The following is a 20655-nucleotide window of genomic DNA, read 5'->3' on the forward strand; positions in this document are numbered from 1 at the left end:
GATCATGCTGCTTTCACCTCTTTCACCTCTTTCACCTATAGTGTTGGGCTTGAATTTCAAACAAATTGGCATAAGTTCCGCCCAACCGTACTAGATCCTCGTGACTGCCGCTTTCCACAATCGAGCCATCAGTCATTACATAAATGCGATCGGCCATCTTAACTGTGGATAGACGATGGCTGATCAGAATAGCCGTTTGACCTGCAATTAGCTGGCGAAATCCTTCAAAGACTTCAGCTTCTGCTTTAGCATCCATAGCGCTGGTAGGTTCGTCCAGGACAATCACAGGTGAGTTCCGCAGGAATGCCCTTGCCAGTGCTACTTTCTGCCATTGACCGATACTAAGTTCTTCACCCTGGTCGAACCAATTTCCCAACATGGTGTCATAGCCTTGAGGTAATCTGGCGATGACGCGATCGGCTCCAGAACGACGCGCCGCCGCAATTATGCTTTCGTGATTTGGTGGAATGTCAATATTTCCCAAACCGATATTTTCTCTGACAGTAAAGTAATACTTAACATAGTCCTGGAAAATAATGCTGAATTGGCGGCGCAGTTCTATGATATCAAAGTGACGGATATCGATACCATCAATCGCGATCCTCCCACTGGTTGGATCGTACAGACGGCACATCAGCTTAATCAAAGTGGTTTTACCAGAGCCGTTTTCACCTACTAATGCTACTATTTCACCTGGTTTAATCGTCAGGCTAATATCCTGGAGTGCTTGCCTGGTAGAGTTGGGGTATTGGAAGTTCACGCGATCGAAAACAATGCCAGTTGCCATGTTTTGAGGAACGGGCTTGGGATGTGCGACTTGAACTATATTGGGTCTCAACCCCAAAAACTCGTAGAGATTGACAAGAAATAAGTTGTCTTCATAGAGCGATGATAGACTGCTCAAAACTCCCTTAAGAGACTCCTGTCCGCGTTGTAGAGCTTGGTAATAAAGTACCAGATCGCCAATGCGCAGAATTCCCACGAAGGTTTGATAGATGATGAAGCTATAGGCAGTAAGCATGAGAACGATCGCTGCAGCTTGGGCACCTAAACTAGCGAGAAAGCGCTTAGTCGAGATCTCCATATTTTCTCGGTACAGTTGCTGCCGTAACTTGTCAAAGCGCCGGCTGAAAAGCGAACCTAAGTCAAATAGACGAATTTCTTTAGCAAAAAGATTTCCTGTCAACAGCCAACTGAGGTATTCAGTTTCCCGATCGATCGCAGTGCGTTTGCGATGCCAATGGTACATAATCTTGGCAAATTTAAACCGCACCAATACCGCTGGAATTGCTGCCACAAACAATACGCCAGCAACTCCCCAATGTAGCGAAAGTAGCAATCCTACCATTGCGACCAGGGAAATAACATTCTGACCGGCTTCTACCAGATTATTCAGGATTTGCTTGGGACGATAAGTGGCTTCTTCTTGGGCGCGTTGCAGCGTATCGAAGTACTGGGGATTCTCATAGTACTCCAGATCTACTTCAATGGATTTGGCATGAATTATACTACTCATATAGTTCTCGATCTGCTGGGATTGGGCAGTATTGACAAGTTCCGCACCGGATGTCAAGACAACGTTGACTAGAGTAACCGCACCAGTTAAAGCAATGAGGAGAATTAGTTGAGAGAAGTTAGACGCTCTGTCAGCACTGGTAACGCTGATACTGACCGTATCGATAATCAGCTTTGTGAGATACAGTTGCAGTACAGGTACAATGCCCTGAGCGATTAACAAGAAAATATAAATAGCAGTCCAGCCAGGGGAGCTTTGCCAGACCAGGCGCAATGCTGGTAAAAGCCGCAAGGCATTCTTAAGTTTATGCAGTAACGTTTGCAAGGAGGACATTAAACTTGCTTTCACCCTAGGAAAAACTGCTAACTAAGCTCTGGACAAAACTTATAGCTTTATGAGGTTCTGCGAATAAGTGAGGGTAATCCTGAACCAGATGATGGCTGAGTTTTTCTATTGATAAGGTGCCATTACTATGGGATAAAACGTAAAGAGCAGCCCTACCTTTATCGTTAATCTGGGGTTGATAGTCCCAGGCAACTTGCTTGATACTCTTAAGTGTTCTCGGCACCGAAAAAAAAGTAGAACGCACCTGTTGAGTCAGATTGGTTCTTACTTCCCAAGTCCAGTCGCCACAGGGAGGACGTTGCAATTTAAAGACGATCTCCTCACCTGCTGTCAGTTCGATGGGAGGGTCGAGGGGTAAAAATGCTGCCGACCAATGTAGGGGAGGTTCGTGAGGGGCCGTTGAAAGCCATGTTTCTCCTAACTGCATCTTGAACCAACCAGCAAAGCCATGGCACGTTCCAGATTCCGCAATCGCATATTGCACTTCGCTCTGGCAGTAGGTGCTATGAGCTTGATGAAAATCCAGGGTTAACAATTTGGCGGGTTCTGCCAAATAGCGAGCCTTGTTCAACTCTTTGTTGTAGTAGTAAATGGATTGACTGGCGTACGTGCGAGCCGGATCGTGGTCTATGCCCATGTGAGGTGTCGACCAGGATGCTATTTCTTGTTGATGGAGTTCTTCAGCGCATATGGGTACTGCTTCCATCACCGCTGCTTGGGGAATCATTACTCCCCCTGGTTTTAAATACTTGTCGCGGGCGTAGAACAGCGATGGCAGCAGATCTTCTTCCAGTAAAAAGTTACCAGTAAATACGGATACGATCGCGTCTACTCGTTCGGGCAAATTCACCTCTTCAATCTTGCCCTGGAGGCAATGGATGCGATCGCTAAACCCATTGGCTCGCACAATTTGAGCGGCGACGCTAATAATATCTTCGGGTTCGACCAGATAAACTTGCTTGGCACCTAACTTGGCCGCTAAAAGTCCGTGGATGCCCAGGCCAGCACCTAAATCGAGGACGACACTGTCAGGAGCGATCGCCTGGGTCAAAGCTCGAGCGTAGGCTTCATTGCGACGAGAATCAAGGGTCATCGATTGTTGACCCTGAACCAATAAATAGCTCACAGTTGATGAACTTCCTTCAGTAAAAAGTCGTAAACTTGGGGCAACATGACGAAATCGCGGGGGTAAAACAGTTTTTTAACTGGAGTTTGTTTTACCAGGTGGGCGTAAGCATTCAAGAGATTGGGATTGGTAGGAATAAAAAGGCTAACATCGTAGCCGTGCGTCAACAAGTCGAACACGGCTTGGGCTTGGGGCAGCCGCTCGGCATAAATACGTTCGTCGGGACTTTCATCGAGCAAGTAAATAATGCCAAGAGGAACGGGTTGCTGGTGAAGTACGGCACCTAACTGTGCTGGCTCGTAAAAAATTTTATAGTCCGTGTCTTCTGAAGCATCCAATCCCAGTATTTCTCCTGCCTCCGGATATAGTTTAATGCGAGGATTTCCCGGTACTATCCGACTATTTTCATCAATAACCAGAACGTCATCCGTAATAAAACCCGCACCGCGAGAAGCACAGTAAGCACTCAGCGTTGATTTACCTTTCCCGGAATAGCCCACAAAGGCGATTCCCCAATCTTCTAAAGATACGGCGTTCGCGTGAATTGCCACCTGTCCTTGTAAGTTAAGACAGATACCAGTCAGCACGCTAGTAAACCCAAGCGTGAGTTCGCCAACATCTATTTCTCTAGCATCGTCTCGGATCAGAATTTTGACATCAGAGCCATCATTACTCACCCAAGCTCCTAATTGTTCCGTCCAGTCAATCCAATATGGAGTGCCAGATTTTTTCTTAGCTGTCGGTAAACTAGGGACATATTCCAAGCTCAAACGAACTGTTTGGGGAATTTGCGCTAGATCCCTAGAGACAGTTTCTAAAACATTCATTGAAAAAATAAGGTGTAGTCTGCCTGCCAATTTCATTTAGCAGAAACGGGACAAAAATCAGGACAAGGAAGCACCAACCCATTCAGCTAGATGCAATTAGATACAGATAGATACAGAGTGCATCTCAAGTTTGCAGGTTCATAACCCCACCTATCCTCCCCTTACCACGGGGAGGTGACGGAGTCGGAGGGGTAATTGCAAGACCAGGATGATTCCTAGATACCATTAAGGAAGAGTTGCACGGATAAGTGAGGGCTATTGCCTGCTAGAGCAGTAGCTTTGTTGTATGATAGCCCATCGCATCGTACAACTCCTCTCAAAGACTTCAGACCGTATTTAGAAATACGATCTATATCTAAACTTTATCTCATCCATCCACCATCATCATCCTCATTGCCATACTCAGGCGAGCAAAGTCTCCATATGCGCCTGTATTCATGGCTTGAGTCATTGCCGCAACGGAACCCAATTTAGAAATTTTGATGGCTGAATAAGTCTTTTTGTTGTTTTTGCCAATCATAGAATTAACTCCTTACTTGTTTAGATAATTGAGAGTTACATGCTTGAGCCAAATTTAAGTGCAACTTTCGCTGCGAGCAAACCAAATATCTTAGAAAAACATTTCGATGTGCTCGGGGGAGGCTTTGAAACTCGCACTACGGAATTTTAGCATGTTAATGAAAATACTAGACTAACCCGAGCATTGGAAAAGTTCCCTACGAGCTTCTAAAAATACATGCCCCAACTCTACAAGCAACATAGCTACATAGAAGTTATGCATTGACGAACATAGCGATCGCTAACTTTTTGATACCAATTAACAAAGGCCAAAAGGTAATATAGCTGATTAGCAGTGTTATTTTGGTAAGGCTCTCCCGGACAATATGCCTCAGAGTATCCCTGACGATAACGATCGAGATAAATTTTCAATTGCTCGACATTAACGATTTGCCGCAGTAAAGGAATATCTCGTATTTGCCCTAAAAGTTCCAAGGCTTGATGTCCTTTACCAAGTCCAGCGTATTTTAGGGGATCGAAATAGTTTTCTTTGGAGCGCCACAGGATATCCTGTGGCAGTTTAGTTTGATTGGCTTGACGGAGAAATATTTTTTCGTGCATGGAGTCATACTGGAGAGCAGGGGGCAGAGCGATCGCAAACTCTACTAATCGGCGATCTAGTAGAGGTGAAGTATATTGCAACTGATGTGCAGCGCTCATTAATTTGTAAACCTGACCCATACCAACAGCCCCAGCAGAGTCGATTCCCCACATAATCATCCGCCACTGGTCTGAGGATAGCGTACTTTCATAATATTGCTGGATGGCTAGCCGTGTCTGCATTGTTTGGGCATAGGCTGGTGCAATCCAGACAGGTAAGGGATTAGACAGGCGTTGCCTTCTCGCAAACCATGGCGCGCGCAAAAATCTGGGCAGTCGAGGCAGTACGAATTCTCGCCAAACTGCTGAGTGCCAGCGCCCTTCGGTTTTCAGGATATGGAGTACTTTTCGGCAGCAACCAGCTCGTGCTAAGTCTGACAAGCTCGTATAAAATAGTTCGTCCCCCCCTTCCCCATCAAAAACCAATCCAAATCCTTGCCTTTGGATTTGCTCCATCAGGCTAATATTCATCGCCAGCGTGTAGCTTACTAAGGGATCGTCAGTAACTGGTAAGCTGTGCCAGGGTTCGCTCAAAGACCAGGCGCGATCGCTATTGACTGGATGCCACCTTACCTGGGGATATTGCTGTAAAAAAGATTGAATTGGTTGGCGCTCGTCAAATTCTGGAAAAATATCGGTCACGGTTGAGAATGCATCTACCACTGGCAAGTGATTTAGTAAGGAAATCGTAACTGTAGTCGAGTCCAGCCCGCCACTGAGCGTACTGCAAATCGATCGACAACTGCGCAAACGATCTTTGGTAGCTCGATCCAATATATGCCAAAGCTCCTCGTAGTATATCTCTGGCGATCTCCGTGAGTTGTAGGATGCAGATATGGCCAATCGTGCAATTTGTCGCTGTTGCAGTTGCCCGGATTGGAGCACTAGCGCGAACCCCGGTCGCAGGCGCGCGATCGCGGCAAAAGGGGTGATGCCAGGCGGATGTGCCCACAAGTTGCAGATAGTATGGGCGAGGTAGAGTTCGTCCAGTGCTTTACTCACTTGGGGATGCAGCAATAGAGTTACTACCCTTGAAGATAGCAGCAGGGTCTTACCATCCCAGTAGTAAGCAAGCGTGCGACCTCCCACAGGATCGCATCCCACCAGCAGTAGATCGCCGAAGGCATCCCAGAGAATAAAAGCAAACTCACCGATCAGGTATTTTAAGCAATCGATTCCCCATCGGCGATAACTTGCAATCAGCAGTTGCGCATCGGTGGTAGAACTTGGAAGATCGGCTAAAAGCAATTCGCGTGCATCCAGGCGACCATCCCAGACCAAAACGCAACCAAGAAATTCGACTACGGGTGCTTCATGACAGGATTCAGGTGTATCAAAGAATTGATTGCATCCTAGACTAAGACATACTTTAGTATCGTGCCAGTCGCCCTGTCCATCCTGTCCTAGCACGTGCAGATCGTCCAACATGTTTTGCCAGGGAGTAGGCTTCTGGCTGTTCCAAACACCTAAGATGCCGCTCATTGATTCAGATACTTCGATCGCGAATCCTTATAATTTCTAGATAATTTCTAGTAGTTGAAATCTTTAATCAGAAACTTTGTAAATCAGCCCGTAACTCGATAATTCCTCTATAAAAAACTCTAGATCGTTAAGAACTCGATCGCGATCCACTTCATATTCGTCAATTATGTTTTCAACCACATGGGCAAAAGGCTGTTGTTTTTGCAAAGCTTCCCAAAATGGCAAACTGGTTTCGCTTAAACTGTAGTACATGCCAGAAGAAACATGTAACAAAACCGCTTCATTCTCTACGTAACTGCAAAAAACGTCATCAACTACTTTAAAGACTTGAGCCTTCAATAAATCTTCGCTTGTCGATACATTGTTTTGACTGTTTGTATGCATAATTTTTTCTGTAAACCTTAAACCGAGCGGAGCTAAAAACAGAGCGATCGCGTAGCTTATAGACCATATAGCACTCCTCTCTGAATTGTGAAGTTTTTTCGCCGATTGCTGAATCGCCGATCGCTAACTTAAACACAAATCATTTCAGATTGCCATATTTGACATCCCACTCTTACTCGCCTATCGATCGGCAAGTTTTAATAAAAACTATTCTGAGGATAAATAATTGGGTTGATATTAATTACTTCATAAACATCGCTGGCAACTTTACCTCTATTGGACGCTCGAACGGGACAAAATGTTGCCGTATATTTGGTCGATCGTTCAAAACTTTGTTCTGATACTCTACCCACGCATGGGCTTGAACCTCTCCAGCAATCTGTTGTACTCCTATGCGCAAGTCGCTAACAATGCCCTGACGACGTAGTAAATACCACAAAACCAGCGATCTTTTCAGACAGTTGGCCCAATACTGACTGTAATGAGCTGCGATCGCCACCATTCGTGCTGTTGTTTCAACCTGCAGCCATAAAGATTCGGGCGATCGTGAAGTTGCCTGTGGGCATAGCTTCAAGAGCGCATATTGGGTTCGTCCCATTCCCAAAAGATGTATGCAGAATGCTACTAATGGCAGTAAGACCAATGCCTGTAACAACAGCGATTTCTCTTGCCAAGACAGTCTTATGAATTTGCCAGCCTTGCTAAATAGGGCTCCAAAATGTGACATAAATACGCGACATAAGAGACTGCTAAGCTAAAAAATTAACACCATTTAAACATAGCTTAATACTAAAAGGTCAAAAATCTAAGTTTGTATTGTAAAAAACAGACTTTGAAATTAAATAGTGCAACTCAATATCTGCGATTGACCTCAGCAGTAAAGTGTATACCAAAATATACTGCTTTTTAAAAGCATGAGCTAAGATAAAAACTGAAAATCGCTATGGAGCTTAACTATTACACTATTGCAACTATGTGTAGGATGTGCGATTGTAGTTCACGAGTTAAACAATATCTCTAAATAAAGAACTTTTTGAACAATTAATCAGTCAAGCATCTCTAACGCGATAATTTGGAGCATTTTCCAATATATGAGTTATATGGTTTAATAGTTTAGCAATGCTGAAAAACTCTTACGGCAATTATATTTCAACAGAATATCTAGCTTACTTTTGATTTAGGAGTGGGCTTTGATGGTCTGTGAAGATCTCAGTCTCTCCAACGTAATCTTCCATTTTTTTCTTTATTTTTCTTGTGTGGGAGGTCGAATTGCAGAGAAGGTGTGACCGAAATCGGAAGCGTTCTAAACAACGATCTATTTATTGCCCAATTCACGGCTGTCATCTCGATAGTGCGAGTCAAAAATATCAGTTGTTTGCGGATAGTGTTGAACAGCTACAGGAACGCGGCATGCCTAAACGGAATGCCCTAATGCTAGTAGCAAATCAGACAGCAGTACCTTTAGAGGGAGAATGGGTAGAAGCTTTTTGGTGCAACGATTGCCAGCAAACAAAATGGTATCACGTCCGTAAGGGTGAACATCGTACCTTTGAGGTCTCTCCAGCACCACGAGAACTTTGGCAATATGCCACTGGGGCGATCGCTCCTGAAGGCAACCCGTCGGTCGGAGAGTTTACTCGCAGGCAGGCGCGGTTACTCAAACATGGTGGGCTCAAAGACTTTAAGTTTGTAGGTTAAGTGGTTGCACCACCACATACTGAGGTTATTGCGATTGATGTTTTTATCCAAGTCAAAGCGCCGCCCTCGTTCAACTCCAGTCAGCCAGCTAACTCGCATTCAAGCGACTAAGGGATGGGGATCGCTCAAGCTAGACGAATTGTGGCGCTATCGGGATTTGATTTATTTCCTGTTATGGCGCGAGATCGTCGCTCGTTATAAACAGATGGCTCTAGGACCACTATGGTTGGTAATTCAACCGTTGTTCCTGATTACGATGAACACGCTGGTGTTTGGAACTTTGGCCAAACTACCATCAGATGGAATTCCCTATCCATTATTCAATTTCGCAGGCGTACTACCTTGGCAGTTTTTTGCAGGAGCGCTAGCAAGAGTTTCTGGCAGTTTAGCTAATAATCAACAACTGATTACCAAAGTTTATTTCCCCCGTCTCGTCATGCCAATTGTGGGGGCTTTGTCCGGAGTATTAGATTTTCTGGTTTCCTTAGGGCTATTTCTGATTATTATGCCCCTTTACCAGTTTTTCCCAGGCATAAATGTCCTAGCAATACCATTTTTACTCATTTTTGCCGGAGCGATCGCTTTAGCAGTTGGATTGTGGCTGGCATCACTTCAAGCCCGATTTCGGGATGTGGGGTTTATGCTGAGTTACATATTGCAGGCCTGGATGTATGCAACACCTGTGGTGTACGCTAGCAGCATCATTCCAGAGCAATGGCAGTTTGTATACCGACTAAATCCAATGACAACGGTAGTAGAGGGATTTCGCTGGGCTCTATTGGGCAATGGGACTTTGCAATGGTTGCCCTCATTGATTTCGGTTGCGATCGTATTGATATTGTTGGTAACTGGAGCTTACGTATTTCGGAGGTCAGAGCGCACTATTGTTGATGTTGTGTAATGGGTTGCTGACAACTCAGATAGTAAAGCATTTTATTTAGAATCCGCTTATGTCAGATACAGTTATTCAAGTAGAAAACTTGAGCAAGCGCTACAAAATTGGCTTGCGAGAAAAACAAGCTAAGACGCTCAGACAAGCGGTTAAAAGAATTGCTAGTTCCCCATTTAAGTATTTAAATTCTGTGTTGAGAGAGCCAACACCGGAAGAGGTATTTTGGGCGTTGCAGAATATTTCATTCGAGGTAAAGCAGGGAGATGTAGTTGGGATTATTGGTCGCAATGGTGCTGGAAAGAGCACGCTCTTGAAGATTTTATCGCAGATTACGGAGCCAACTTCTGGGTATGCGGAAATTCGCGGTCGGGTTGGATCGCTCTTGGAAGTGGGAACTGGATTTCATCCAGATTTGACTGGTCGAGAGAATACTTATCTCAACGGCACAATTATGGGAATGAGGAAGCGAGAGATAGATCGCCGATTTGATGAAATTGTGGACTTTGCAGGAGTTGAGAAATTTATCGATACTCCTGTAAAGCATTACTCCAGTGGCATGTATACGCGCTTAGCATTTGCAGTAGCAGCGCATTTGACACCAGAGATTTTGATTATTGATGAAGTGCTAGCCGTAGGAGACGCTCAGTTTCAGAAAAAGTGCTTGGGCAAGATGGAGGATGTGGCAGAGAAAGAGGGTAGAACTGTCTTATTTGTAAGCCATAGCATGGGAGCCGTTTCTCAATTGACTGCTAAATGCCTTTTTTTAGTAAATGGCAAGATGATAAGCTATGGACCAACCCAAGAGATAGTCAACAAGTACGTTCAGTCAGGCTATAGCCAGCTTTGCGAAGGAAAAATCTACAAGAAAGACAAGAGTAAATATGATTGTCAAAAGCCGATTGAGTTTGAGCAAATTAAAGTAGAACAAGGAAAAGATAGTGCTATTGAGTGCGAGATCCTTTACATAGTTCGCATGCCCATTAAAAGCGTTATTGCCATGAAGGTTACTAATAGTCAGGGTTTTGTCATTACCACGGTTAGAGATACAGATCACGACCCCAACTTATTTTTGAAAGCTCAGGGACAATACAGAGCAAAATTTAGCTTGTCAGCCGATGATTGGTGTCCAGGTATTTATTTTCTGACTTTCTCATTAGCAGATATGGTGAGTAAAAGATACGAAATCTTAGAAGAAATTTTATCTTTTGAAGTTAGTTTAAACGACAAGGATAAAACACCTGGATGGTCTCGTGAAGGTTTATTTCTCAAACAAACATGCTGGGAAATAAGTCCATTAGATTTTTCTTGTATCTGAATTTTTGTAAGCCCTACTATACAAGTGACTCAGCGATCGCCCTGTTTTAACTCTCTTTGTATAGCGGTTTTTAGATAAAAACGAGAAGGGGGTTTGAGGGCGTTGCCCCCAAGAAGGGGTTCCACCCCTTCACCCCAAAAATAAAACCCGTTCTCAAGTGAAAACCGCTATATCCAATTTATATTTCAGGTAGACTAGCATTCCTGGTTGTGAGAATTCAAACACATTGGATATAGAAATATATTTAGCGACAATCCAAAATCGAAACTCAAACAAATGTATAGCTCTTTTAAACAAGCAGTTAAGCAATTAACTAAATCAATTCTGACCGATCGCCAACTGCGCCAAGTTAGGAGAATCGAACATCTTCAGGCTTTAGGTAAACTTGCACTACAAGATTTCAGGGTTTACCAGCTCGGGCAAATTTTTCCCATGAAACCCCACACGCTTAATTTACTAGTAAATGACGTGTGTAACTCTCGGTGTCAAATGTGTTTGATTTGGCAACAAAAAAAGAATAAGGAGATGACTCCCGAAGAGCTAGTCAAAATATTAAACGATGACTTATTTAGCGAGTTGAAATACGTTGGTGTTAGCGGTGGCGAGCCAACCTTAAGACCAGACTTACCTGAATTGTTCGAAGCAATCTGTTCTAAGGAACCCAAGATTCTTGGAACTGGAATTATTACTAATGGAATTATTGAAAATCAGGTTAGAGAGAGAATCCTAGCTTCTGCTGAAGTTTGCAGAAAATATGGTGTAGGATTCAATGTGATGATTTCTTTGGATGGCATAGGCCAAGTTCACGATGCTGTCAGAGGTCGAAAAGATAACTTTGAGTCGGCTATTTCTCTCCTCAGGTTTTTCCACAATGAAACAGATATCCCAACATCATTTGGATGCACTATTACCAGTACGAATGCCATATATGTCGATGAGTTGCTCGATTTTGCTAAATCAGAAGGTCTATATGGCAGATTTAGGGTAGCTGAGTATATTCAAAGGCTCTATAACGAGGGGCAAACAGAGTTTATTAGGTCGTTCGACGATAAAATGCTCTATCACCTAGCACTATTCTTCTTCCGAGCTGAGCATGACTTTGAGACAACATCACTCTTTCAAAAAACGTATCGAAATATCAGGGGAATGCTGGTTGAAGGTAAGTCTAGACAAATAAGATGCCCTTATCAAACTGGGGCTGTGGTAATGACTGCCCGTGGAGAGTTGCTCTATTGCGCTCCCAAATCCCCAACCTTGGGAGATGCGTTAACGACCCCAGCCAGTAAACTATATTTTTCAAATGTGGCAAAGCGGAAAGCAATTCTTCAGAAGGACTGTGGCAACTGCATTCACGACTATCATATGCCACCTACGTTTCAGGAAACACTATCTAACTACTTAGAAGACCACAGAAGAAGTAAATATAGCTGTTCAAACCTATTGAAACTTGCTGCGAAGCAGATCGAACAGAGGCAACCTGTTGAGGATATAGCGAGTCTTAGTTCCTCTAAGGTACTGATTGTAGGATGGTACGGCACAGAAACAGTTGGCGATAAGGCAATTTTATGGGCAGTAGTTGATAAGCTTCGTTCGCGCCCAAATCCACCAAAGAGAATTTATATTAGCAGTCTTTACCCATTCATCTCCCAATGGACTATTAAGGAAATGAATCTTGAGAATGTCTCAATTCTTGAAACGTACTCAAGAGAATTTGAAGCAGCCTGTGACGAGGTTGATGAAGTTGTGGTTGGTGGTGGCCCCTTGATGGATATCGAGCCGCTCAATCATATACTTTACGCTTTTATTCGAGCGACCCGCAATAAAGCAATTTGTAGAGTAGAAGGATGCGGTGTTGGTCCACTCAACCATCCCCTTTACATTAATGTAGTTTCCGAAATCTTCAGGCTGTCTAATTGTATAATGCTTCGCGATCGAGCTTCTGAAAACTTCAGCCTGCAAAAATTCCCGATATCCACAGCAACAGTAATCCCCGATCCAGCAACTGACTACGTTGGCTATATAAAAAACTCGGGTATTCTGGAAAAGAGTTTGCCTCTACTTAGTTCCACAAGAAATGTCTCATGTTTCCTGAGAGAATGGTCGACTGAGTACAGTGGTTCGCTAAGCACAGCAGAATTCACTTCAATGAAACAAGAGTTTGAAACTCAGCTCGTGCAACTGGTGATGGCTATTGCTCGAGCTAAGAATTTAGATATCCATCTATTACCTATGCATACTTTCCATGTTGGTGGAGACGATCGTATCTTTAACCGACAATTTGCCCAAAAATTATCCAGCTTGACAGAAAAGCATCAGACGAAACCATCAATAGATTTTGCCAGAGGACCTGTATCTCCTCTTGAAATTCTACAAAGCATGTATCGTGCTGAGCTTAGCATTTGCATGCGATTTCACGCTGTCTTGTTTGCAGAAACTCTGGGAGTACCCTATTTTGCCATCGACTATACCAATGGTGGAAAAATTAAGGCATTCTTAGAAAGTAAAGGCAAATTAGATCGATTGATTTCTCTGCAAGATATTGCTTTCGGTGATTGGAGGAATAGGCTCAACGAGTTGATGCAAATCAAAGCAACAATTTAATCTTTTTGCGAATGCAATTTTGCAATACATCGTTCTGGGTTAGCTGTGCAAGTTCTACAAATCAACCAATCTGATGTTTCAGGTGGTGCCGCGATCGCAGGTTACAGGCTTCATCAAGGTTTATTGGATGCAGGTATAGATTCTCGCTTGCTAGTTGGCAATATGCAAACGGATAGCGATCGCGTTGCGTTAGCTCCTATAAGTCCTCTTAAGGAAAATCTTTTATTCCGTGCGAGCAATCGTCTCTTAAATACCAACCTCAGTAGCGACGATTTAGGTCTCAATTACATCAATATTAGTGGAAGCTTTGACATTCCCAAACATCCCTTTTACAAAAACGCGGATATTCTTAATTTTCACAATCTACATACAGGCTATTTTAACTATCTGTCAATTCCCAAACTTACGGAAAATAAGCCTGCAATATTTACCCTTCATGACATGTGGAGCTTTACTGGGCATTGTGCTTACAGTTTTGACTGCGATCGCTGGAAAGTTGGTTGTGGTAAATGCCCTTATCCCAATACCTACCCAGAAGTTAAGCATGATAGCACCTGGCTAGAATGGAAATTGAAAGATTGGGTTTTTAGTAGGTCAAATTTAACTATTGTTACTCCTAGTAGATGGCTAGCAGAACAGTCTAAAGCAAGCATGCTAAGACGTTTCCCTATTCACCACATACCTAACGGAAGCGACATGTCATCCTATCAGCCGTTAGACAGCGGCCTATCTCGGAGAGAATTAGGGCTTCCAGAGAACAAAAAAATTCTTCTTTTCGGTGTAGAAAGTCTTAAGGATTTACGTAAAGGGGGTGATTTACTCTTAGAAGCCCTGCAAAGGCTTCCAGAAACATTGAAATCAGAGATCGTGCTCCTGACGTTTGGTTATGGGGGGGAAGCAATTGCTGCTTCGGTGGGCGTACCTACTCTGAACTTAGGCTATATCAGTAGCGATCGCATCAAGGCTATTGCCTATTCGGCATCTGACTTGTTTCTCTTCCCAACTCGAAACGATAACCTCCCCCTAGTGCTACAGGAAAGCATGGCCTGCGGTACCCCAATGGTATCTTTCAAGATTGGTGGAGTTCCCGAGCTAGTTCGTCCGGATATTACCGGCTATCTGGCACAACCAGAAGATGCAAGAGATTTCTGTAATGGAATTATGCACCTGCTTGAAGACAAAGAAAAATTGCAACAACTGAGGCAGAATTGCAGGCAAATTGCTGTAGACGAATATTCTATAGAACGACAAGTCAAGAGGTATATAAACTTATATCACCAGGTTTTGGAGAGGTAATGCCAAACTATTTAAAAATGATTAGCGTTATTACGCCAGTTTACAACGGCGAACGATTTATCGAAGCCTGTATCAAGAGTGTTATCGACCAAAATTGTCCCGAGGTCGAACACATAATCATGGATGGAGGCTCCACAGATAGAACAACAGAAATTATCAAACATTATGCCGAACGACATTCGCATATTAGATGGGTTTCAGAGAAAGATCGAGGACAGTCGGATGCAATGAATAAAGGAATTGCGCTAGCAAGGGGGGAAATTTTAGGAATTCTAAATGTGGATGATTTTTACGAGCCAAATGTACTCGATCGCGTATTAAAACTATTCCTTCCCCTCCCAAACCCAAGTTTGCTAGTTGCTAACTGCAATGTCTGGAATGACGAAGACACTATAATTTACGTCGATAAACCAACCAACTTGAATTTCTTTGATTTATTGACATTCCCTTTTAGACAGGTGACTCATCCTGTTAATCCGTCAGCATATTTTTATCATACCTCTTTGCATCAAAAAATAGGCCCATATAAAGTTGACGAACACTATGCGATGGACGTAGATTTCATACTTCGCGCCGTTCAGGTAGCTCATGTTAAATATATAGATGAAATTTGGGGGAATTACCGATTGATTGTGGGAACCAAGACATTTAACGATAATCAAGGTAGGCAAGGTAGGCTTCGCTTGTTGAACCTTTTAAGTCAATATCGCAAAAAACTTCCAGTTCATCAAAAGATCCGCATGTTCGCCATAGAACAAAGTACAAAAGCAAGATGGAAAACCATATCGCTAATAAACAAACTAAGAGCGCTAAATACGCTGGCAAACAAGCATTTTGGCTAGCCCGATCGCAGCATTTTTAACGCAGAAGACTCAACGACCCAATTCTCGCGAGGCAATTTCCCTATGTTATTGAAGAAATAAGTTAAATATGGAGGCATCCTGAATATCAATCCTCTAATTCCATAGCAAGAAATACCAATGTCTAAAACAATTCTTGTTTTTTTTCCTCATAATCCTTTCCCCCCAAGAACAGGCTCCCACAGACGTTTTATAGAGATATGCAATGGCTTAAAATCAATCGGATTCAAGACAATCTTCCTTAGCTCTACGCTTAACACCGATACAAAATGGCACTTGCCAATAAATAGCGATTCGACAAATAAGACAGTAGATCGGTTATTTGTTTATACGCCAAATTTATTAGATCGCCAGTACCTTAAATTTGCGCGTCGCTACTATGGTTACTTGAAGAAAACTCCAGCTCTTAGTTCAGATCTATTTTGTCCCCCAGGTATGCGATCGTGGTTTTCTCAAGTTTTAGATCGAGTTAGCCCTAATTTCATTTTAATGAACTATGCCTACTGGGATAAGCTGATCGATCATCGGAAGTTAGCGGATATACCCCGCTTAATCGAAACTCACGATCTAGTTACGCTAAACTCCAAAATGCAAAAGGAATTGTCTCGTTATTTCCCCCGTAACATGGACTCTATTAGTCTTGACCAAATAAACGACGAAATTTTGCGAGAAGATTTCTTTGAAGCATTAAATCTAGAAGCAGAGAGAGAAGAGTTTGACATATATAACCGTTACTCTACTACTATTGCAATTACTCCGAGAGAGGCTGACATTATACGCGATCGCACTTCAAACACTCATGTTGTTTCAATTCCGATGATGCAAAAGCCCGTTTCGATCGAAAATTCTTATTCTGGCCCTGCTATTTTTCCGGTCGGGCCGAACTCTTTTAATTTACAGGGGTACATTTACTTCCTCAAGAAAGTTTTACCCAAGGTTATGCAACAAATTCCGTCTTTTAGACTGCAAGTTACTGGTTCTTTTGGAAGTCATATCTCAGTGGAGCATGTAGATGGAGTTGTTTTTAGTGGTTTTATCCCAGACTTAACAGCCACGTATAAACAATCTAGTTTTTTGATTTGTCCGGTTTTTGGTGGCACCGGACAACCGGTAAAGATTGTAGAGGCAATGGCGCATGGGTTGCCTGTAGTTGCGCTTAAAGATGCGGCAAAGCGCTCTCCAATGCGACATCAGTTTAATGGATTGGTTGCTAACAACTCTGAGGAATTTAGCGAATATGTAATTCAACTGTGGCAAGATCGAAATCTTTGTCGCCAACTAGGTAATGCTGCCAGAGAAACCATCGCATCTGAATGCTCGCAAGATCTTCTTTGCGATTCCCTAGCTCGTGTCTTTCGGTAAACTGGAGATTTAGTTTAAGGTTACAGCGCTGTTTTGAAGTGAAAGTTCACAATTCTTGCTGCTGTAAAAATCCATTGGTGTAGCGGTAGGTTTTGTACGAGCGTTAGCGGTAACAAGCAAAAATTTCTAGCTAAACCTGCCCGTACATAGAGCATATCAATGAAGATTTACAAGTAGAAATTCTTTGTAGGTAGAGGCGGAATTATTTGATGCGAATTCTTTACGATGGTCAGATCTATTCGTGGCAAGCTGCTGGCGGTATTAATCGATATTTTGCCAACCTTATTGGTCGGCTACCGCATGACTTTTATCCCAGCCTCACTAACTGTGCATCGCGGGACGTTAACTTCCCCAATCACCCTAATCTGAATATATACTTCTATCAAAGATTCAACTTTCGACCGGGACGTATTTCCCTACAAGTAGAAAAATTCTATTTCAGGATAATTAGTACTTGGCACAAATTTGACCTAGTGCATCCAACCTATTACGAGTCGATAACCGGACAAGGCTTTCAGAAATTTCGCTACCCCGTTGTTTTAACAGTTCACGATATGATTCATGAACTATTTTCGAGCCAGATGGATCCTACAAAAGCTTGTGCTGAAACAAAGAAAAAAGCCATTACTGCAGCCCAGGCGATAATCTGTATTTCTGAAAATACAAAACAGGATTTACTCAAGTACTATCCCATACCGGAAGAGCGAATAACCATAATCCCACATGCTTCTGAAATTGATATTAGTTTATCCTATGGTGACGATTCAGTGCCAGCCCAGCCTTACTTCTTATACGTCGGAAGCCGTGCTTCTTATAAAAACTTCGATCGCCTCCTTCAGGCATTTGCAAATGTAGTTGCTACCTTCCCAGATTTACAGTTATGTGTTGTAGGCTCGTCCTTCACTAAAGAAGAAATTCGTTCGATTGCCGATCTGAAACTGGATTCTCACCTCCAATACTATAGCTTTTTAAGCGATCGCCATCTTGCCAAACTTTATCGATGTAGTATTGCCTTTGTCTATCCTTCACTCTATGAAGGTTTTGGCATTCCTCCGTTAGAGGCAATGTCCTGTGGCACGCCTGTCATTGCCTCTAATACATCGAGCTTGCCTGAGGTAGTTGCTGATGCTGGCTTGCTCTTTAACCCACTTTCGACTGATGAATTAAGCGATTGCCTGAGATTTGTGCTCGATAATCCTGCCAACCGCGAGCAATTAGTGCAAAAAGGATTTGAGCGCGCTCGGGAATTCAGTTGGGACAAAACGGTTAACCAAACCCTTGATGTCTATCGTGCTGTAGCCTCTTAAACAACCAGTTTTAATATTTAAGGATAGCCAATTTGAAGCATATCGTTCTTACCGATCCTACTCTAAAGGGGTTTGAATATGGCGTACTACAAGATTTTAAAGAAGAAATAATTCGTGTCACTAGCGGTCATCCTGTTGTCATGCCGAGGCGGAAATTCCCAAAGTTAATTGAAGCTCGACTCGGACACGGTACTAGGTACGGAGGGTTGCGCAAATTAATTCCCAAAATTGAGTGCGATCTAAAGGCAGATGTACTTTGGGTTGTCCTTATGGGGGCAGAAAACTTTTCCCTCGACCTGTTCAAAAACTGGGATCGGCATATTGGAATTAAGATCCTCTACATATTTGATACTTTTGAAAGCCAACTACCTTCAATTCGTCGAGTTTTACAGTCGTCAAAATGGGATCTTGCGATCGCTTCTTTTCATGGAGCTTTACCTTTTTTAGAAGAACAAACTCAACAAAAATGGCATGCTATACCACAAGGAGTAAAACTCGATCGATTTCAGCCAGTTAGTAAAGATGAGAAGCTTATTGACTTTTCTGCCTATGGCCGTCGACTAGAAAAGGTTCATAACAGTATCAAAGAGTATTGTTGGCAAACGGGGAAGTACTATGACTATACAACTACATCGACTGTGCAACCGCATCTAGATCCTCTAGAGAGCTATAGACACTATGCTTGGCACCTTAGCCACAGTTTTTTTACATTCTCCTGGCCAGTAGAGTTAACAAATCCTAAAAGAGTTCTAACGTATAGCCCGATTACCTGCAGATGGTTTGAAGCGGCTGCTAGTGGAACTGTTATACTTGGGCAAGCGCCTCAAGACCCTGAATTCGAAAAATTGTTTGGTTCTGATTTAGTAATTCCCATCGATTATACAAGCTGCCAGGAGAAGCTAAGAAGCGTCTGGGAGGAACTGTGGGAGAATCGAGACAGTTATTTCCAGTCAGCACTAAACGCTAGAGAAAAATTACTTGAAAAGTGGAGTTGGGAAAGTCGGATACGGGAAATTTTAGAGCTAGTTAATTTAGGTTAGCTCACTTAGGTAGGAGCTATAGCGGTTTTCAGATGAAAACGAGAAGGGGGTTTGGGGGCGTTGCCCCCAAGAAGGGGAGGCAGGGCGGTCTTGGGGGTTACCCGCTAGAGCCACTGCCGTGTGGAACCCCTTCACCCCGTCAATCAAACCTGTTCTCAATTGAAAAACGCTATATTGTTACTACATACCTTTTCTAAGTTTTACCGGAATTACTAAAATAACGATCCCGAAATGCTGTAAATATTTGAAGATTGCAACTTGACTAATGCTACGTTTAGCTTACTTTGTCTCCCATCCAATTCAATATCAGGCACCTTTGCTGCGGCTAATTGCAACAGAGCCAGATATCGATCTAAAAGTTTTTTTTTACAGCGACTTTTCTTTGAAGTCGTATAAAGATCCAGGCTTTGGAAGATCGATCTCGTGGGACATCCCATTGACAGACGGTTACAAGCACCATTTTTTGCATTGCTGGGGTAGTAGCAAATATCAAGGTATGTTACACCAGCCATTTGCTCGGGATATTTTTCAACAATTACAACATGGAAAGTTCGATATTGTCTGGGTGCATGGTTGGTCGTGGTTCTGTAGTTTACAAGCTGTCATCGCAGCTAATAAATTGGGAATTCCAGTCTTGATGCGGGGAGATTCTAATAGTGTCAGCGAACCAACAAATACGTTGAAAAGACAGGTGAAAAAACTTTTTTTGAGCTGGCTGTTTAAAAAAGTAGCGGGATTCCTTACCGTTGGTACTTCTAATCGTCAGTTTTATCAAAACTATGGAGTCGATCGCGATCGCTTGTTTTTTTTACCCTATGCGGTTGACAATGAATATTTTCAGCAACGAGCGTCGATCGCTAGTACCAATCGTGAAGAACTGCGCAAATCTCTTAATTTAGAGGCAGGAAGACCGATAATTCTTTATGCTGCCAAGCTTGTTGATGTCAAGCGTCCCCAGGATTTGCTCGCAGCTTATCAACTGCTATCAACCGATGGAGTTCAAGAACCCGAACCTTATTTATTGTTTGTGGGAGATGGGATGTTACGCCCGACTTTGGAAGCGCAGGCAAGGTCAACAAACTGGCAGTCAATTCGCTTCCTAGGTTTTTGGAACCAGTCAGAAATACCAGCAATCTACGATCTGTGCGATGTTTTTGTCCTACCCTCAAGGTTTGAACCTTGGGGATTGGTAATTAATGAGGTCATGAATGCAAAGAGGGCAGTAGTCGTAAGCGATCGCGTTGGGTGTGCTCCCGATCTGGTAAAAGATGAGCAAAACGGACGGGTTTTTCCAGTTGGAGATGTTAAGGCTTTGGCTGAAGCTATGCGTTGGGCGATCGCACACCACGAATCAGCCGGAGAAAGCAGTTTTGAACTGATTCAACAGTGGAGCTTTCAGGAAGATATTCGCGGACTCAAACAAGCTATGGCGTTTTTCAATTGAAA

Annotated in this window: 17 protein-coding genes; 10 read left to right on the forward strand and 7 right to left on the reverse strand. The window is 43.1% G+C overall.

Annotated elements, in window-relative coordinates; all coding sequences use genetic code 11:
• Positions 1-31: 31 nt before the first annotated feature.
• The 7 genes from PSE6802_RS0107535 to PSE6802_RS28155 form a co-directional block, all read right to left on the reverse strand.
• A complete protein-coding gene (locus tag PSE6802_RS0107535; RefSeq protein WP_019499446.1) occupies positions 32-1849 on the reverse strand; it encodes an ABC transporter ATP-binding protein in 1818 nt (605 codons plus the stop codon).
• A gap of 16 nt (positions 1850-1865) precedes the next feature.
• Complete coding sequence (locus PSE6802_RS0107540) at positions 1866-2954, reverse strand: methyltransferase domain-containing protein (RefSeq protein WP_225902659.1); 1089 nt, start codon at positions 2952-2954, stop codon at positions 1866-1868.
• Positions 2955-2983: 29 nt separating this feature from the next.
• Entirely contained in the window at positions 2984-3814 is an 831-nt protein-coding gene (locus PSE6802_RS0107545) for a phosphoenolpyruvate carboxykinase (ATP) (protein WP_156815455.1), read from the reverse strand.
• A 367-nt stretch (positions 3815-4181) separates the two neighbouring features.
• Positions 4182-4334 carry a hypothetical protein gene (locus PSE6802_RS33250; protein ID WP_019499449.1) on the reverse strand — a complete coding sequence of 51 codons (153 nt, stop codon included), beginning with the start codon at positions 4332-4334 and terminating at the stop codon, positions 4182-4184.
• Positions 4335-4576: 242 nt separating this feature from the next.
• Entirely contained in the window at positions 4577-6454 is a 1878-nt protein-coding gene (locus PSE6802_RS0107555; RefSeq protein ID WP_019499450.1) for an asparagine synthetase B family protein, read from the reverse strand.
• Positions 6455-6517: 63 nt separating this feature from the next.
• On the reverse strand, positions 6518-6838 hold the full coding sequence (locus PSE6802_RS0107560) for a PqqD family protein (protein WP_019499451.1): 321 nt from the start codon (positions 6836-6838) through the stop codon (positions 6518-6520).
• 241 nt (positions 6839-7079) lie between these two features.
• Entirely contained in the window at positions 7080-7565 is a 486-nt protein-coding gene (locus PSE6802_RS28155; protein ID WP_019499452.1) for a lasso peptide biosynthesis B2 protein, read from the reverse strand.
• 542 nt (positions 7566-8107) lie between these two features.
• Here PSE6802_RS28155 and PSE6802_RS0107570 point away from each other — a divergent pair.
• From PSE6802_RS0107570 to PSE6802_RS0107615, 10 genes are all read left to right on the forward strand, one after another.
• A complete protein-coding gene (locus tag PSE6802_RS0107570) occupies positions 8108-8536 on the forward strand; it encodes a hypothetical protein (protein WP_026103139.1) in 429 nt (142 codons plus the stop codon).
• Between the two features lie 37 nt (positions 8537-8573).
• Positions 8574-9437 carry an ABC transporter permease gene (locus PSE6802_RS0107575; RefSeq protein WP_019499454.1) on the forward strand — a complete coding sequence of 288 codons (864 nt, stop codon included), beginning with the start codon at positions 8574-8576 and terminating at the stop codon, positions 9435-9437.
• A gap of 49 nt (positions 9438-9486) precedes the next feature.
• Positions 9487-10743 carry an ABC transporter ATP-binding protein gene (locus PSE6802_RS0107580; RefSeq protein ID WP_019499455.1) on the forward strand — a complete coding sequence of 419 codons (1257 nt, stop codon included), beginning with the start codon at positions 9487-9489 and terminating at the stop codon, positions 10741-10743.
• A gap of 276 nt (positions 10744-11019) precedes the next feature.
• Positions 11020-13344 (forward strand): radical SAM protein, encoded by a 2325-nt coding sequence (locus PSE6802_RS0107585; RefSeq protein ID WP_019499456.1) that lies wholly within the window; start codon positions 11020-11022, stop codon positions 13342-13344.
• Between the two features lie 45 nt (positions 13345-13389).
• On the forward strand, positions 13390-14640 hold the full coding sequence (locus tag PSE6802_RS0107590) for a glycosyltransferase family 4 protein (RefSeq protein WP_019499457.1): 1251 nt from the start codon (positions 13390-13392) through the stop codon (positions 14638-14640).
• A complete protein-coding gene (locus PSE6802_RS0107595) occupies positions 14640-15482 on the forward strand; it encodes a glycosyltransferase family 2 protein (protein ID WP_019499458.1) in 843 nt (280 codons plus the stop codon). The genes PSE6802_RS0107590 and PSE6802_RS0107595 overlap by 1 nt, the downstream gene beginning before the upstream one ends.
• Before the next feature lie 294 nt (positions 15483-15776).
• On the forward strand, positions 15777-16862 hold the full coding sequence (locus PSE6802_RS0107600) for a glycosyltransferase family 4 protein (protein WP_162139215.1): 1086 nt from the start codon (positions 15777-15779) through the stop codon (positions 16860-16862).
• A 209-nt stretch (positions 16863-17071) separates the two neighbouring features.
• The gene (locus PSE6802_RS0107605; protein ID WP_019499460.1) at positions 17072-18169 is read left to right on the forward strand and encodes a glycosyltransferase family 4 protein; all 1098 of its coding nucleotides are present in this window, start codon (positions 17072-17074) and stop codon (positions 18167-18169) included.
• Between the two features lie 32 nt (positions 18170-18201).
• Positions 18202-19209: a glycosyltransferase gene (locus PSE6802_RS0107610; RefSeq protein WP_019499461.1), complete on the forward strand. Its 1008-nt coding sequence runs from the start codon at positions 18202-18204 to the stop codon at positions 19207-19209.
• Positions 19210-19474: 265 nt separating this feature from the next.
• The gene (locus PSE6802_RS0107615; RefSeq protein WP_019499462.1) at positions 19475-20653 is read left to right on the forward strand and encodes a glycosyltransferase family 4 protein; all 1179 of its coding nucleotides are present in this window, start codon (positions 19475-19477) and stop codon (positions 20651-20653) included.
• The last annotated feature ends 2 nt before the right edge of the window (positions 20654-20655 follow it).

It is taken from the genome of Pseudanabaena sp. PCC 6802 (genome assembly GCF_000332175.1).
Lineage (GTDB): Bacteria > Cyanobacteriota > Cyanobacteriia > Pseudanabaenales > Pseudanabaenaceae > PCC-6802.